Source organism: Bacteroides sp. AM16-13 (genome assembly GCF_003602705.1).
Taxonomy (GTDB): Bacteria; Bacteroidota; Bacteroidia; order Bacteroidales; family Bacteroidaceae; genus Bacteroides; species Bacteroides xylanisolvens.
In genome coordinates this window covers 88,969-105,919 of sequence record NZ_QTLK01000010.1, presented here as the reverse complement: position 1 = coordinate 105,919, position 16,951 = coordinate 88,969, and the positions used below count along the sequence as shown (strand labels likewise).

General features: G+C 41.1%; 10 protein-coding genes. 4 read left to right on the top strand and 6 right to left on the bottom strand.

Going from position 1 to position 16,951, the window contains the following annotated elements:
• Window positions 1–39: 39 nt before the first annotated feature.
• Window positions 40–678 (top strand): HU family DNA-binding protein, encoded by a 639-nt coding sequence (locus tag DW173_RS10365; protein ID WP_120144409.1) that lies wholly within the window; start codon window positions 40–42, stop codon window positions 676–678.
• A gap of 171 nt (window positions 679–849) precedes the next feature.
• Here DW173_RS10365 and DW173_RS10360 read toward each other — a convergent pair whose 3' ends face one another.
• The 5 genes from DW173_RS10360 to DW173_RS10340 all read right to left on the bottom strand — a co-directional run bounded on the left by DW173_RS10360 (window position 850) and on the right by DW173_RS10340 (window position 9,286).
• Window positions 850–2,445, bottom strand: a complete 1,596-nt coding sequence (locus DW173_RS10360) for a glycoside hydrolase family 30 protein (RefSeq protein ID WP_369904640.1) — start codon at window positions 2,443–2,445, stop codon at window positions 850–852.
• A gap of 80 nt (window positions 2,446–2,525) precedes the next feature.
• Window positions 2,526–3,533, bottom strand: a complete 1,008-nt coding sequence (locus tag DW173_RS10355; RefSeq protein ID WP_008646688.1) for a family 43 glycosylhydrolase — start codon at window positions 3,531–3,533, stop codon at window positions 2,526–2,528.
• Between the two features lie 68 nt (window positions 3,534–3,601).
• Window positions 3,602–4,276, bottom strand: a complete 675-nt coding sequence (locus DW173_RS10350) for a DUF3823 domain-containing protein (protein ID WP_008642297.1) — start codon at window positions 4,274–4,276, stop codon at window positions 3,602–3,604.
• Between the two features lie 13 nt (window positions 4,277–4,289).
• Window positions 4,290–6,140, bottom strand: a complete 1,851-nt coding sequence (locus tag DW173_RS10345; protein ID WP_118407091.1) for a RagB/SusD family nutrient uptake outer membrane protein — start codon at window positions 6,138–6,140, stop codon at window positions 4,290–4,292.
• A gap of 14 nt (window positions 6,141–6,154) precedes the next feature.
• Window positions 6,155–9,286: a SusC/RagA family TonB-linked outer membrane protein gene (locus DW173_RS10340; RefSeq protein WP_120144407.1), complete on the bottom strand. Its 3,132-nt coding sequence runs from the start codon at window positions 9,284–9,286 to the stop codon at window positions 6,155–6,157.
• Window positions 9,287–9,476: 190 nt separating this feature from the next.
• Here DW173_RS10340 and DW173_RS10335 point away from each other — a divergent pair, with 190 nt between their 5' ends.
• Window positions 9,477–13,595 carry a hybrid sensor histidine kinase/response regulator transcription factor gene (locus DW173_RS10335; RefSeq protein WP_120144406.1) on the top strand — a complete coding sequence of 1,373 codons (4,119 nt, stop codon included), beginning with the start codon at window positions 9,477–9,479 and terminating at the stop codon, window positions 13,593–13,595.
• Between the two features lie 330 nt (window positions 13,596–13,925).
• Here the strand turns inward: DW173_RS10335 and DW173_RS10330 are convergent, their stop codons facing one another.
• Window positions 13,926–14,888 carry a glycoside hydrolase family 18 protein gene (locus DW173_RS10330; RefSeq protein ID WP_120144405.1) on the bottom strand — a complete coding sequence of 321 codons (963 nt, stop codon included), beginning with the start codon at window positions 14,886–14,888 and terminating at the stop codon, window positions 13,926–13,928.
• A 273-nt stretch (window positions 14,889–15,161) separates the two neighbouring features.
• Here DW173_RS10330 and DW173_RS10320 point away from each other — a divergent pair, with 273 nt between their 5' ends.
• Complete coding sequence (locus tag DW173_RS10320; RefSeq protein ID WP_120144404.1) at window positions 15,162–16,031, top strand: helix-turn-helix domain-containing protein; 870 nt, start codon at window positions 15,162–15,164, stop codon at window positions 16,029–16,031.
• A gap of 211 nt (window positions 16,032–16,242) precedes the next feature.
• Window positions 16,243–16,947 (top strand): succinate dehydrogenase/fumarate reductase cytochrome b subunit, encoded by a 705-nt coding sequence (locus tag DW173_RS10315; protein ID WP_004298481.1) that lies wholly within the window; start codon window positions 16,243–16,245, stop codon window positions 16,945–16,947.
• The last annotated feature ends 4 nt before the right edge of the window (window positions 16,948–16,951 follow it).

Genomic DNA, 16,951 nt, shown 5'->3' with positions numbered 1-16,951 from the left:
AAGGTACGTAGTAATGTATAAGGCGAAAACAAATTAATAATGGCAATACAATTTGAATTGTACAAGACTCCCCGTCCCAAAGATGAGGGAGACAAAGAAGTGTATCACGCACGTGTAGTCAACTTCCAACACATTGACACAGACTATTTGGCAAAAGAAATCCAGATAGCAACTTCTCTAACTGAAGGGGATGTAAAGTCAGTTCTCGAATCCCTAAGTCATTTTATGGGGGATCGTCTTCGGGAAGGACAAAGCGTCCATCTGGATGGCATCGGTTATTTCCAGATAAAGCTGAATAGTCAAGAACCTATCACTTCGCCCAAACTAAAAGCGAATCAGATAAAACTCAAAGCCAATATCAGCTTTAAAGCGGACGTCAAACTGAAAAAGTCTGTCAGTGTTGTTCATGTGGAGCGAAGTAAACTGAAACCCCATTCGGCTGTCCTTTCAAATGACGAGATAGACAAATTGCTGACAAACTACTTCAAGAGCAACCCTGTATTAACCCGTCGCGACTTTCAAGGATTGTGCGGCTTTACCCCTACCACTGCCGCACGGCAAATCAAACGGCTGAAAGAGGAGGAGAAGAAGTTGAAGAATATCAATACTTATTATAATCCGATTTATGTGCCGATGCCGGGATATTATGGCAAGGCGGAGATAAAGACAGATGAATAAAAGGAAATCAAAAGAAATAAAAAAGGGAAATTCAGTTGTCGCAAATTTTGCAACAACTGAATTTCCCTCTATTTTCGTCTAACTTGTGCAAAAATTACACAAGTTAATTACTATCTTAATTAGCAATGGGCAGGCGTACAAATATACCACTCAAAAATATGAGACAGTTTTTTATTTGCCCTGAAGCGTTATAATAGAACGCGCCGGAATCTGAACAATCTTTCCACTTTTCACTGTCCCCACCGGAAGCAAATTTTCCCCTTCTTTATCCGAAGTACGATAAATCTGCCATTGCGTATTTCCTACTTTTCCTTTATGAATAGAAAACTCTTTTTCTTCATTGGCATAATTAATAACTACCATCACATACGTTCCGTCTACATTCTTATAAGCAGAACACATCAATCCTTGCTGGTCGGTGTCACCATCAGGAATCAAAGCGTCTGTTTGATCGAAAGCCGAAACGGATAACCTAACTGCTCCCGGACGGATAAAACGACTATAATTACCTAAAGCCCACATCAGTTTGGAGTCTTCTACTCTGCCATCTAAGAAATTATTGTCCGTAGTATATTCGCGAATCAATCCATCTTTATAATCACCGCCAATAGCACGCCACCACTGCCAGCTTTCAGCTCTGGCATATACAATATCGTGATGAATGATACGTGCCACATAGAGCGCTGTCTTCATCGTATGGTCGAAACCATTTCCACCACCAATTTCTTCATCATTGCCCATAATGCAGGTTTCTGTTTGCCAGAAACCTACTTGATGTTTATCTAATGTATCCCGCAGCTGGCAGCGGATATTACGCAGCTCACTTAACGGAGTCGTTGTCCAATAACTATGACCGAGCATCAGACGGGGAACATTCGGAGTATCTCCCAAATACGTATCCACACTATCCGGGCAGAAGAAAGCCTGAATCTGATACCCCCGTTGCCAATCCGTTTCGTGAGTGCGGAACATACAACGATAATCGGAAGACTCATTGACCATAATCTGTGTATCCATGTTCCGGTCTACAAACTCTTTGCTCAACAGACGAACCGTGCGAGCTATTTCCCTATTCGTTGCCGGACAACCTTCCTGCTTCGGACCGACCCAGTTCCAGTGTCCATCCGGTTCATTAAAAGGACAGATATAGTTGAACTTGATGCCATCGTGTTGTTCTACTCCCTGCACTACATCTGCCAGAAAACGAGCGTACTTTTCATAACAATCCAGTTTCAGGTTCGCCGTACCTCCACGTCCGGTGTTGGTAGCCAATCCGTTCTGTGTGTAATATACGGGAGGCGAATTCAAGAAAGCCAGAAATTTGTTGACTCCCCGTTCTTTTGCCAGTTTCAGGAAATTGCGTTGCCCTTGTTGTTTGTTCCAGTCGTATGTTCCGTCGGGATTCAGGAAACATTCGGCACGCATCCAGGGAGAGGCAATCTGACTGTTCTCTCCTTGCTCCGTGCTACCTGCTCCGACATTGAAACGCCAGAGTGACAGGCCGATACCTTTCGGCTGTCCGTTGGCGTCGTTCTCCGTGCTGAACAGCCAGTCGGCTATTTGGTTTTGTTTCTCCTGTGGCCAAAGCCCGATGAATTGCATACTCCAGGCATCGGAAGCACTGAAGTATGCCATCGTCTGACAGGGTTGGTCTGTTTCTATCTGATAACGTATTTCGGGGGCAGGTTGGGAACATCCACCTGCCACACCGGCTATTGAGAAGAAGCCTAAAGCGGCTAAAATCTTTTTACCTTTCATCCTATTCATCTAAAATCTTTAATTATTCAAATCACACAATACAGTTCTAAAAACATACAAACAATCTATTGAAATCCGAAAAGATATAACTAACGGGTGGGTATTACTTGTTTAATGCTACCATCTTCATTAAATTCCATACGATCTATGCATACTTCACGATGAACACCGGGATCACTCTTCAGATAATTCTTATTAATGCGATGATAAACAATATACCACTTATCAGTACCGGGAACCTGTAATATGGAATTATGAGCAGGGCCATATATTTCCTTCTCCGGGTTTTGAATCAATACGACAGGGCTCTTAGCTACTTTAATCGGCCCCAAAGGTGATGTCGAAGTGCCATAAGCTACATGATAATTAGGAGAGCCGGTATCGTCTACCGACCACATGAAATAGTAAAGCCCGTTACGATAAAACACATAAGCAGCCTCACGATACGCATAATCCTGTAGCGTTCCTCCTTCGGGAGTCATCACTGTGATAGTTTCTTTCTTAATTGAAATCATATCATCATTAAGCTCTGCACCTGCCATATAACCGTTTCCCCAATACAAATATGACTTCCCCGAAGCTGGATCGGTGAACACGTCCACATCAATCTGTTGCCCGTGTCCTGTAGGCGAATCCGTTATAATAGGATGTCCCAAGTCAACAAACGGTCCGGCAGGCGAATCACTTGTAGCCACTCCGATCTGCTTTCCTCCTCCTGTCTTAGGATTTCCACTGTAATAAAAGAAATATTTATATTGATCTCCTACTAACTTTTCCTCTATACATGGTGCCCACGCATTACCATCCGCCCAAGGCACTTGGTCTGACTTTAAATCCAGCATGACTCCTTCATCCTTCCAATTTTTCAAGTCGACGGACGAAAAAACAGTAAAATACCAACCACCCCATCCAGGCTGACCGTCTGTAGTAGAATAAATGTAGTATTTCTTTGTCTTATTAGAATACAAGATTTCAGGATCGGCATGAAAACCCGGCAAGACAGGATTCCCTGATTGTGCGAAAGCAGGAAATGTCACCGCTAACAGCAGACCGAACGCAATTAGAGTTTGTTTAATCGTTACTATCATTATTTTCATTCATTAGATAAAGGGGGAAATATCAGGTTGCGATACTTCCCCCTCAAGTATTATATTCTTGATACTATTTATTTCAATGCTACCTTAATAGACTGACTATAGCAATATTCTGATGATTTGTCCGATTTGACTCCCACACGGGCGTAAAGATACGACTCGTTTACCAAACCACTCGGGATTTCAATTTCAGCTGTGTTTTCCTGATCGAGTGAAACAGCATTACCCAACTTCAACTCTGCTTCTTTCTGCTTCTCATCCGTCAGAATACCTGTACCTAGATAGATACCTACGTTTTCCATATTGGCATTGGCAACCACTTTGTTAATGGTGAAACGTGCTGTAATCTTGTTACCGTTTTTAGCAAAAGACACGTTTCTGACAAAGAAATACGGCGTCACAGGAATATCCTGCACAGTGTTTCCTTTTACGCTAATATAGATCGTATCATTAGAAGGTCTTTCCCAAGGTGCATTACCCATACGCACCAATTTGTAATCACCATTGAAAAGCGACACGGAATAACTTCCATCTTGGGCAATATACACCGGAATAGAACCTTTCAGAGCATAACCATCCTGAAACAAAGCAAATTCGGAACTTCCGCTTCTAACCCCTACTGCCTCACCATCATAAATAGCTTTTCCGGTTAATGTGGCTTTAGGTTCCTCAAAGTTGTCGTAGCTGCAACTGCTTACTGCCAACAAACAACATATCATAATAAAGAAAGGTATAATCTTTTTCATAATCTCTTATTTTTTATTGGAATGGATTCTTAACAATCGTCGGATTGTTATTAATTACATCATCAGCAATGAATGAATAATAGTTGGACTGCTGGAAGGTTCTTGCCACCTTGAAACGTTCGGATCTGGTCTTTACGAAAATGTACTTGTCCTGATCCTGTGTTCCCGGTTTTGCCACTGCAATACGATAAGGATATAAACCATATACGATAGCTTTATCATTATCAGTATTTCCGTTCCAGGTAATATCAGCTATTCTCCATCGTTTCATATCAAAATAACGGTGATCTTCGAAAGCCAGTTCCACACGACGTTCGTTCTGAATCTTTTCTATTGTCAGGCTTGTCAAGCTGTTGGCCGGGAAACCGGCACGCTGACGCAAGCGGTTGATGTAGGGTAAAGCTGTCGGCTCGTCATTCAATTCGAAAGCAGCTTCGGCGGCATTCAAATAGATTTCACCCAAACGGAACCAAGGCCACCAGTTTTCAGCGTAGTTACGGAGAGTGTAACCGGATGCCTCACTGATAAACTTACGGATATAGAATCCGGTGTTGCTCACATTAGGACTGTTGGTTTGAGGTCCGTCCTGGCCGACAAAAGTTTTATTATCTTCATAAAAACTTCCCAATTTCGGGTCTGTCAGCAAGTCATAAGAACCGGTCTTATCGTTCCAAACTGCTACTCCTGCCTGAATATCCACATCTTGATTTCTGAACTTGGAACCCGGATAGATAATCGTACCATACAAACGTGCATCCTTATTGGCAAAAATATCGCTTGGAGTGTCATATACTACATAATCATCACCATTCTTATAATGTAACGTTCCCGGAGTTCCATCCAGATAATCGAAAGCCTCTACCAATCCTAGTGACGGGCCGATGCAAGAAGAGTTGTCGTTATCCTCTCTTAAATGATGAACTACATTATCATAACCGAAGCTATGCACCTTCAGAGGATTCTTATAATCTTTCACCCAAATTGCTTCCTTATTCAGGGTCTTGTCCATAAGCATCTTGTAGAAGTTCACCCCTTTATCTGACTCCTTCTCATAAAGTTCATATCCACCTTTTGTGATAATCTCTTGCGAAGCTGTCAATGATTTGCGATAGTAATCATCTGCCATATCGGACGGAATACCCACTTCTCCACCGGAAGTCACAATATTAGGAGTTTTCAGCGCGTTGTACTTAGCGATAGAACCGGCATACAACATAGCGCGACTTTCTAACGCTAACGCTGTGTAATAGTTGGCACGAGTCTGACTGCCTTTATTACCCAATTGCGACTTAATCGCTTCACATTCACTATATACAAAATCATATATTTCGTGTTCCTTTGCACGTGGATTGCGTAAATAAGAAGGATCTCCGCTAAAGTCATACTCCAAAGTCGTTGTAATCAATGGTACACCACCCATACGTCTTACAAGCTCAAAATAAACGTAGGCGCGGATAAAACGGAACTCTGCCTTGAACTGAAGTTTCTCATCTGCCGAAATATCGGTTCCATACTTATCGATATTCTCAATAGACATATTGATGTCACGTATCAGTCCGTAATCCCACCAGCGTCCGTAATCGTTTCCATAACGCAGCTCGTTACGATAATTCTGATCTAATGTACCACAATACATCGCATCGTCTGTTTCACACATACCACCGGTATTGAAATCACCGTGCAACTGCGGAATACGATTATAAAGATTGGCCAACTGCGATTTAATCATGTTCGGATCATTCCATACCAACTCATTAGTAAGAATGTTTTTGGGTTCTCTTTCGAACCAACTGTCACCACAACTCGACAACATGGAAGTGATGGCAGCTCCCATCAGAAGTATTTTTATAGATTTGCTTTTCATGATCACTTTCGTTTTTAGTATGTAATATTAAATCCAAGTAGGAATGTACGTTGTTGCGGATATACCACTGCAGCTGCGGCGGTAATTTCAGGATCGACTCCAAACTTACCCACATTGTCGAACGAACACAAGTTAGAAACATTCGCATAAACACGTACCTTCTGTGCACGGATCGGTCTCAACAGTTGAGCCGGCAGGCTGTAACCCACTTCCAGGTTCTTGATACGCAGATAGCGTACGTTGTGCAACCAAAAGTCACTATTCTTATTGTTATAGCTGAATTCACCTTTACGGATGGCCGGATAACGTCCCGGTATCCATTCACTATCCGGATCATACAAGTCGGCACGATGCCAACGGTCTTCCAACAAATAAACCGGAGAGTTTCCGTTGCCATGATATGCATTGGCCAACTCATAGTTCTGTCTCCATCCTTGCATAGCACCACCGGAAAGGTCGATATTCAAGTCAATGCCCTTCCACTGCAAACCAATATTACCACCAAATGACATGATAGGTGCCCAGCCTTCAGGATAACCGATGGGGCGCTCATCCATACCATTGATGATGCCATCACCATTCACATCTTTATAGATAAAGTCACCGGGAAGCAGGGTGCGGTTATTATTTCCATCCAGGTTTACCGGATAATTACGAATTTCTTCTTCCGACTGGAATTGTCCGATAACCTGATACCCCCAATAAATACCTCCCCAACGGCCTTCTGCAGAATTGCGATATTCATCCCAGGAGTTATTAAAACGCGGTTTGTAAGTCTCAATACTTTTGTAACGTGAGAAAGTAAAGTTACCGCTTACAGTATAGTTCAAATCACCGATATGGTCGGTCCATGTAACCATACCCTCCGCACCGATATAAGCTTGTTTGTTCAAATTTTCGTTAGGTAACGAATAGCCTACTTCGCTCGGAAGCAATACATCATAGCGAGCAGCCGGCACACCGGTAATATCCTTACGGAAAGCATCGGCTGTGATCTTCAAACGATTATTGAACATAGTCAAATCAAAACCGATATTCGATGTCGTATTCTTAGTCCAGGACAAATTTGTAATAGGCAATCCTCTTTGATTCAGTCCGGTAACCAGTTCACCATCCAATACAGCGTTACCATTATTCCAGGTATAACCACTCAAGTAATCGAACAACTTTACATCTTTTTCTGTACCTGTCTGACCGATAGAAGCACGAATCTTTAAATCATCTACAACTGGTCTCAACTTTTCAAAGAATTTCTCTTCCGAGATTCTCCAACCGATAGATACACCCGGGAAGAATCCCCAACGATTATTCGCTGCATAAAGATAAGAACCATCATAACGAGCCAGTAATTCGACCAGATATTTATGAGCAAAATCGTAATTGATACGGCCAATCCATCCGGCACGTGCCTCGTAGCTCCATTCATCACCGAAACTGTTAAGTTCATCGAACTGCAATAGCGGCAAATAGTCGGTAGAAGGTTCTGTGCCATAAGTCTTCTTAGTCCAATCGTAATCGGAGGCTTCATAACCCAAAACAGCCGAAATATTGTGATTCTTAATCTGTTTGGCATAATTCAATTGTAACTGCATATAACGCGCAGGAACGCTACGATCAATTTGACTTCTCCAACGTCCTACTGCAGGAGTTCCATTATAAGTATCTTTCTCTTTATCGTAGGTATAAATCTGATAAGCATATTGATAACCGTCAAAACGACTGTTAGTATAATTGTACGAGAAAGTAGCCTTTGCAGTCAAACCAAATGAGAAATCATACTGCGCATAAGCATTGATATTGGCATTACGAGTCAGATTATCTTTATAGCCGGCAATATCACGGCTAAAAGCTGCCGGATTGTAACCATTCTCATGTACATTATTGATATACTCCGGATTATCATTAGCATAAGGACTTTCAATCGGTTGCATTTTGAACATAGACAAAATAGCCGAATAATATCCATCACCGCCAGGCAAACCTACATCTTCGGTCTTTTCGTATTTACCGCTGATCTGTGCACCGATCGTAAAACGGTCTGTAATCTTTGTATCAATATTCAACTGAAGGTTAGTACGTTCATATTTGAAGTCACGCATCATAGCATCCTGTCCGGTATGGGCTACAGAAAGGTAGTAGTTAGTCTTTTCAGAGCCACCCGTCACATTAGCATTGATGTGATACTGCGGCACATTTTTTCTCATCACCATATCATAATAGTCATAACTCTTATATCCCGGTTCCGTACCAGCTTCCCATTTCGCCAGTTCTTCGGGGCTATATAGCTTGCTTGGATCTTCGCCTCTGTTCTGCGCTGCTTCAGCCAGCCCTCTTACATATTGTCCCGCATTTGCCAATTTCGGGAAACGGGTCAGGTTTTGCCAGCCATAATATCCATTTACATTGATACTTACCTTATCATTCTTTTTACCTTTCTTGGTAGTTACCAAAACCACACCATTTGATGCACGCAAACCGTAAATAGCAGCAGAAGCATCCTTCAAGACTGTGATACTTTCAATATCTTCAATGTTTAGAGCATTAAAGACATCACTACCGGAAACATCCGATGCCTGCAACCAGTCACGACTATTCATACCTCCATAAGGAATACCATCAATTACAAACAGCGGACTACCCATATTACGAATTTCGAGATTAATTCCCCTACCCGGACGCGCATCCACAGCACGTGTAGACACACCTGCTATTTTACCGGACAACGCTCCGGCAGTAGTAGTAGAAACAGAACGTGTCAACGCATCAGACTTGACATCACTGATTGCTCCGGTCAAACTTTTCTTGGTTTGTGTACCATAACCTACCACTACAACTTCATCCAAAGTTTCGGTATCTTCTTCAAGAACAATCTGAAGACGTGCCTTTTCGCCAATCTTCACTTCTTTAGTCTTATAACCAATAAACGAGACTGCCAGTGTTCCATTCTTATCATCTACATTGATTGTAAAATTACCATCGATGTCTGTAATTGTCCCATTAGAAGTTCCCTTTACAGTTACATTGGCACCAATGATATCCTCTCCCCTTACATCAGCTACATGTCCTGTAACTTGTGTTTGTGCAAATGCAACAGCAGACAGAAACAGCTGTATGATACATATGCATAAGATTCTTAAATACCTCATAAATTAGAATTTAAAGATTAAACATTTTTTGTTGTTTTTTCGAACACAAATATACGTCATTGATATAGACTGAATAAACAAAAATTATGCAGAAGAGCTACACAAATCATGCAATGAACGATTTACATACTCTAAATAAAATATTTATTCCTATTTTTGGACTTGTAATTGAAACAAATAAGCACGAGTTATGAAAAAACACATTGCTTCTATTCTATTTTTATTCTTGTTATCAACTTTTCAGTTGATAGCCCAGTCTCATTCCGTAAAAAGATTGGGGATAGAGCAAGGATTATCAAATAATTATGTAGTCAGCATTACACAAGATAAACAAGGGTTCTTATGGTTTGCCACAGAAGAAGGACTTAATAAGTTTGACGGTACCCGCTTTACTACTTACTATAAAAATGATTTGACACAGGACAATCAGGGAATCACCGGCAACGAGCTTAACCGGGTGTATGCTGACACGAAACGTCCCATTATTTGGATAGCCACTCAACGAGACGGACTAAATGCATATAATTATAATGAGCAAACATTTACCGCTTATCAGCATAACCCGAAGAATCCACATAGTTTGATTACGAATGACGTAACAGACATTTCTCCTTCCACTCAACATGATGATGGTTTATGGATTAGTACCTATTATAGAGGTATAGAATATCTTGATATCACCAGCGGACAATTCACTCATTATAATAAAAATACAGTTCCCGATCTACCCTGTGAGCAAACATGGACAGTATTGGACGGAGGTGATGGGAATTTGTATATCGGACATGTCGGAAGCGGGTTCAGTATTCTTTCTCTTAAAGATAAAAGTGTAAAAAACTTCCGGAACGAAGCCGGAAACCCAATGAGTTTACCCGGTAATGATGTGTTTTGTATTATAAAAGATACGAACGGAAATATCTGGTTAGGTACAAATAAAGGATTGGCCCTATATAATGCTGCTAATGAAAACTTCATTACGTTCAAAAAAAACAAGAATGACAAGTATGACACTTTATGCAGTCGTATATTATCTATCCGCCAACTAAAAGATAATAAGCTTTGGATTGCCTCCGAGCTGAATGGCATTGCTATATTGAACCTAAAACAAAGTATGTTTCTCTCACCAGAGGAGATTTCTCTTGAATACATACAGGAAGGTGACGATAGCCGAAGCCTCTCTAACGCAAGTGCCCGATGCATATTTCAGGATTCTTTTGATAACATTTGGATAGGAACATGGGGAGGAGGAATCAATTTTATCAGCAGTAAATCACCTTTGTTCACCACATTGAGCTATTCTCCTATTCCAAACAATGAGAACAGTTTGAACAATAAAGTAGCCAGTAGCCTCTGTATGGACAGACAAGGACGGGTTTGGATCGGAACAGACGGTGGAGGAATCAATGTATTTGAAGGAGAGAAACGTATCGCTATCTATAAAAAAGAGAGTGGAAATATTCCTTCGAATTTTATATTAGCCTCTTTGCAGGATTCAAAAGGTAATTTATGGTTTGGTTCCTACCAAGGGGGAATCAGCTATTATGATAACCGGAATAAAAAATTCCGTTCCATCTCTCTTATGGGGCAGTCTAATCAGGATGTTCGTACGATCTATGAAGATGCCCAACACAACATTTGGGTAGGATACAGTGGAGGGATTGTTGTATTGAACCCTCTTACAATGGAGATTATCCGACATTATAATACAGAAAACAGCGAACTACAAAGCAACTTTATACGCTCCATAGCTCAAGATGAGAAAGGGCGTTTCTGGATTGGGACTTTCGGAGACGGACTTGGTATATACACTCCGGACTTACAAAAAATCAAAACGTTCACTCAAAGGGATGGTTTCTGTTCCAATACTATCAACCAGATCATACAAGATAAACAAAAAAGAATGTGGATAGGAACAGGAGAGGGATTGGTTTGTTTCCTGTCTACCGATGAACTGAATTATAAGACTTATCAACGGAAAGACGGCTTGATCAATACGAATATCTGCGCTATAGCAGAAGACAAAAAAGGAAATATCTGGTTTAGTAACAACAAAGGGATCAGCTGTTATGTTACAAGCAAAGACTGTTTTTACAACTATGGTCACTCTGATGATGTACCGGCGGGAAGTTTCTCAAGCAGTTGTGTAACACAAAACAAGAACGGATGGATTTATTTCGGTTCTATCAATGGAGTATGCTGCTTCAATCCCGATATCACCATGAACGAACAACCAGCTCCGGCAGCAGTTATCACAGAAATGAAAATACTCGGACGATTGAGCAACCTGGAAAATAATGACATGATTATCAATTTATCCAAAGGACAGAATGTAGAATTAAGTCATGCGCAAAATAGCTTTGGACTTACATTTAACGTACAAAACTATTCACTAGTCAACCAAGTGGAATATGTTTATATGCTGAAAGGGCTTGAAAACTCATGGTACACCGTCAATGAGAACAACAGCGTCACTTTCCGAAACATTCCTCCGGGAAAATATGAATTCCTCATCAAAGCAAGGGTACATAATCAGGAATGGCCGGAAGAAGCTACTTCACTTACCATCCGTGTCAATCCCCCTCTTTGGCTGACATGGTGGGTAAAGCTTATCTATATTTTGGTATCTATCAGCATCACTTATCTTATCCTGCATGCATATAAAAAGAAGCTGGATTTGGAAAGCCTCTATACTTTGGAAAAGAAAAACCATGAGCAGGAACAGGAATTGAACCAGGAACGTTTGCGGTTCTATACTAATATTACCCATGAGCTACGTACACCGTTGACCTTAATCCTCGGTCCTCTGGAAGATATGCAAAAAGAGACCTCACTTCCGGCAAAACAAGCCCAGAAGTTATCTGTCATCCATCAGAGTGCACTACGGTTGCTCAACTTGATTAATCAAATACTGGAATTCCGGAAGACAGAGACACAAAACAAGAAATTGTGTGTCAGCAAAGGCAATATCGCTCCTCTGATCCATGAGATAGGGCTTAAATACAAAGAACTAAATCAAAAGACCAAGATTGATTTCCAGATTCAGATAGAGAAAGAAGAAATGCTCCTTTTCTTTGATAAGGAAATCATTACCATCGTTTTGGACAACCTGATTTCCAATGCGATCAAATATACGGAACAGGGACGCGTCACTCTAAGTTTGTATCAGACAATGCGCAATGAAGTTGCTTATACGGAGATAAAAGTCAGTGACACGGGATATGGAATTTCTGCTGAAGCCCTGCCACATATTTTTGACCGTTATTATCAGGAAAGCGGCAAACATCAGGCATCCGGTACAGGCATTGGCCTGGCCCTAGTAAAGAATCTGGTCACCCTGCATGAAGGAGAAATCCGGGCAGAAAGTATGCAAAACGAAGGAAGTACTTTCTATATCAGCCTATTGACGGATAATATCTATCCCAATGCTTTACACGCAGATTCTACAGAACCGATTCAAGAGGATACGAATCAGGAAGCAAGCCTTGAATATCCACAAGAAACCACACTGGATACCGGCAAACCGATCCTGTTGATTGTAGAAGACAATGAAGAGATACAGAAATATATCGCCGAGTCCTTCGCAAATTCGTTCGAAGTACTCACCGCCTACAATGGAGAAGAAGGAAAGCAACAAGCTCTTAGCCGCATCCCGGATATCGTAGTCAGCGATATTATGATGCCTGTCATGGACGGTATCACTCTCTGCCGGCAATTGAAAGAGGACGTACGGACCAGTCATATCCCTATCATCCTATTGACAGCCAAAGATTCTCTGCAAGATAAAGAAGAAGGATATGAGGTAGGAGCCGATTCTTATCTGACAAAGCCTTTCAGTGCTTCTCTGCTGCGTAGCCGTATCAATAATCTGCTGGAATCAAGAAAGAAACTGATAGCTCAATTCCAGACACAATCCGTTCCGGGCAATCAGGCAGATTTAAAAGAAAAACGTATCGTAATCGCCGAAGCTCTAAGCAAGCTGGATAATGAATTTATTGAAAAAATCACCCTTTTAATCGAAGAAAACCTCTCTTCGGAGAAGATTGATATTACCTATCTTTCAGACAAGATGTGTATGAGCGGTTCCACCCTCTACCGGAAAATGAAAGCACTGACAGGATTATCGACCAACGAATATATCCGGAAAGTGAAAATGCAGAATGCAGAACGTTTATTGCTTGAAGGGAAGTTCAACATCTCTGAAATCGCCTATAAAGTAGGAATGAACAGTACGGGGTATTTCCGTCAATGCTTTAAAGAGGAATTTGGCGTCTCGCCTTCGGATTACCTGAAGCAGATCATACAATCATAAAAAGGGAGAGAGCCATTTACATTTAATACGTTTTGAAAAACGAATTAAGCTCCTACCGAAAAAGAAGAGGGTAAAGTCATAATGCCTAAATTAAAAGGAAAGAGTCCGGTGCTAATACCGAACTCTTTATTTATTTTGTTAATTTATAAACCTCCAACTTTTGGAGGCCACTTCAAACGATGCGGCAGGAGTATTTCTCTAAAGAAAAGCGTTTTAACACATTCTTTATAAATCTGATTTATAATAAAGGAGGGGAGGAACCTATTAAAACAGAGCCTGTTAGGCAGCATCTATAAAAAGGATTTACAAGCAGCAGTCGTGCAAACTAAGTCATTCCCTCAATTCTTCAGTCATTGTTTTTAGTAATGACCTGCTGTCACTTAACGGCAAATCCGTAGCTAAATCCCAACTCATCATACCTTTCAGCTTCTGTTCCTTTGCATAACGGGTTTTGATACGAATGTTATCCTGACCGTCAAACACATAAGTATCTCCCTGATAGATCACTTCATTCTGTGCAGGACTCGTAACCAATCCATTCTGTACAAAATTGAAATAAGCCTCTGTCTTCTTTGAATTATCTTTGGTCACCCCATAAAAAGGAACTCCTGCCACCAGTTTTTCCTTCGGAATACCATACTCCAATACCATCTGTATATCCGAACAATATTTCTCTATCGGAAAGCGAACCGGTGAAGGACCATAGCACTGAAGTGAAATAAAATCAACTGCTTCAATAGCTTCCTTACTAATCTTATAACAAACAGGATGCAGAGATACACTGAAAAGATACTTGTCTCCCAACACTTCACGCATCTTCAGGATAGCCAAACTATAATCTTTATATTCTTTCTCATTTTCCGCCCACTCAAAATCAAGATCAATGCCATCCAGTTTATTCTTTTCCAGTACAGTCTTTATGTTCTTTGCAAACGTCGTACGAGCGGCCTCATCGGCCACCATCGCTTTCCATTCGCCACTGGAAGCACCCAAACGTATTTTCACTTTTGTACCTTTTACTTTTGCACGAACCGATTTAATCAAACCTTCCCAAGTGGTCACCCCTTTTCCCTGAAATACACGTGGATTCTCAAATGACAATGATCCGTCTTTATTAGGATGAACATTCAAGAAAATAAGGTCGTCACTTGCCCGCAAGCTTTCTGTAGAGATACGACCACGGTTGTAAAAATTACCCCGCACATAAGAACTGACCATATAGTCTTGTTGTGCAAACAATGATAATCCAACAAACACAAAAAGGAAGAATACAATTTTTCTTAGCATTAGCATAATGATTGATAATTAAAACGTTTAGATTGCAAAAATACGCATATCAAAGGGAAACAGATGTTCAAAAACAACTATAATACTTCCAAAAATCAACATAAAGTTTTCTATTCAGAAATTTACAACAGATAAATATTGAATTCTTTAACATCATCCAAAGGGATAAGAATAATATTTGCAGGTTTCTACTAAAACATAAATAAAAGAAAGAGTTCCATTTTCCGCAAAAAAAGCCTATCTTTGTTCCGTTAAGATAATAAATCACGCATAAAACTCATGCCAGGAGATTCATTTTGCATACAATATACCAACTGTACGGGATGTCCAAAAAATGTTGAGAATATCCTTGTATATAGAAACTTACCTAAAGGAGAGCATATCCCCAAGGATAAGTGTACGCAGAATTGTATGCTTTTTATGATAAAGGGCGAATTACTTATCAATAGCGAAGAGCATCCCGGAATAACGTTACGCGAGAGACAAATTGTTTTGCAAGCTATTGGCTCCAAGGTCGAAATACTGGCACTGACAGATGTTGAATACGTTGTCTACTGGTTCAACGAACTGCCTTTGCTTTGCGAAGACCGATATAGGGAAATGATGGAACAGGCGGAAGCTCCTTTGACCTACACTCCACTGATTATGAGCGAAAGGCTTTACCACCTTGTCACCAGTATGCCCGAATTCCTCGCTGAGGAAAACCCTTGCAGCAAGTATATCGACTTAAAATGCAAAGAACTGGTTTTCTTGATTACCAACTTTTATCCGCTGCCCCAACTGAGTTCATTCTTCTATCCGATCAGCACTTATACGGAAAGTTTCCACTATTTCGTCATGCAGAATTACAGCAAGGTGAAGAACGTGGAAGAATTTGCGCATCTGGGAGGATATACGACCACTACTTTCCGCCGACTATTCAAAAACCTCTATGGTGTGCCCGTATACGAATGGATACTGGAAAAGAAACGGGAAGGAATCCTGGAAGACCTACAGCACACCAAAATGCGAATCACTGAAATCTGTAACAGATACGAATTCGACTCCCTGTCGCATTTCGCCCACTTTTGTAAAGACTCTTTCGGAGATACCCCACGCGCTTTACGCAAGAAAGCAGCCGGCGGTGAGAAAATCGGGAAAGTACAATAAACAGCCTCATCCTACTAATGTGCCAATCAGTTGCACCATGCGTACATACTGGCTGGCATATTGACACATTGGCGCATTGATCCATTATTAAAGAATTATTTCTTTAATTCCTTGCTCAATCAATCTATTTCCCCTATTTTTGCAGTCTGTAAGAGGTGTAAAACGTCGAAATTTTAGTTCTAACAATTAAATAATTTAAATTCAATCATTTATGTGGTTAAGTAATTCATCTGTAGGAAGGAAAGTGGTGATGAGCGTTACCGGTATCGCCCTTGTCCTGTTTCTAACATTTCACATGGCGATGAACTTGGTTGCAATCATCTCGGCTGATGGTTACAACATGATTTGTGAGTTCCTGGGAGCAAACTGGTATGCGTTAGTGGCTACCGCAGGACTAGCCGCTCTTTTTGTGATTCACATCATCTACGCATTCTGGCTGACAATGCAGAATCGCAAAGCGCGTGGTAGCGAACGCTATGCAGTGGTTGACAAACCAAAAACTGTAGAATGGGCATCTCAAAACATGTTGGTGCTGGGTCTGATCGTTATCGTAGGTCTTGGTTTGCACCTCTTCAACTTCTGGGCAAAAATGCAGTTGCCGGAACTGATGCACAACATGGGCATGCACGCTGATACACTGACGCTGGCTTATGCCGCTAACGGTGCTTATCACATCCAGCAGACTTTCTCTAGCCCGGTTTACGTAGTTCTTTACCTCGTTTGGCTGTTTGCTTTGTGGTTCCACCTGACTCACGGTTTCTGGAGCTCTATGCAATCACTGGGATGGAACAACAAAGTATGGATCAATCGTTGGAAATGTATTTCTAACATCTATTCTACGATTGTTGTACTCGGTTTCGCACTGGTAGTAGTGGTATTCTTCGTGAAAACACTGATTTGTGGCGGTGCTTGCTAAATAG

Excerpts from the sequence above, each read along its gene's own strand:
- DW173_RS10365 (WP_120144409.1), top strand. The coding sequence starts at position 40 with ATGGCAATACAATTTGAATTGTACAAGACTCCCCGTCCCAAAGATGAG.
- DW173_RS10360 (WP_369904640.1), bottom strand. The coding sequence starts at position 2,445 with ATGAATAGGATGAAAGGTAAAAAGATTTTAGCCGCTTTAGGCTTCTTC.
- DW173_RS10355 (WP_008646688.1), bottom strand. The coding sequence starts at position 3,533 with ATGAAAATAATGATAGTAACGATTAAACAAACTCTAATTGCGTTCGGT.
- DW173_RS10350 (WP_008642297.1), bottom strand. The coding sequence starts at position 4,276 with ATGAAAAAGATTATACCTTTCTTTATTATGATATGTTGTTTGTTGGCA.
- DW173_RS10345 (WP_118407091.1), bottom strand. The coding sequence starts at position 6,140 with ATGAAAAGCAAATCTATAAAAATACTTCTGATGGGAGCTGCCATCACT.
- DW173_RS10340 (WP_120144407.1), bottom strand. The coding sequence starts at position 9,286 with ATGAGGTATTTAAGAATCTTATGCATATGTATCATACAGCTGTTTCTG.
- DW173_RS10335 (WP_120144406.1), top strand. The coding sequence starts at position 9,477 with ATGAAAAAACACATTGCTTCTATTCTATTTTTATTCTTGTTATCAACT.
- DW173_RS10330 (WP_120144405.1), bottom strand. The coding sequence starts at position 14,888 with ATGCTAATGCTAAGAAAAATTGTATTCTTCCTTTTTGTGTTTGTTGGA.
- DW173_RS10320 (WP_120144404.1), top strand. The coding sequence starts at position 15,162 with ATGCCAGGAGATTCATTTTGCATACAATATACCAACTGTACGGGATGT.
- DW173_RS10315 (WP_004298481.1), top strand. The coding sequence starts at position 16,243 with ATGTGGTTAAGTAATTCATCTGTAGGAAGGAAAGTGGTGATGAGCGTT.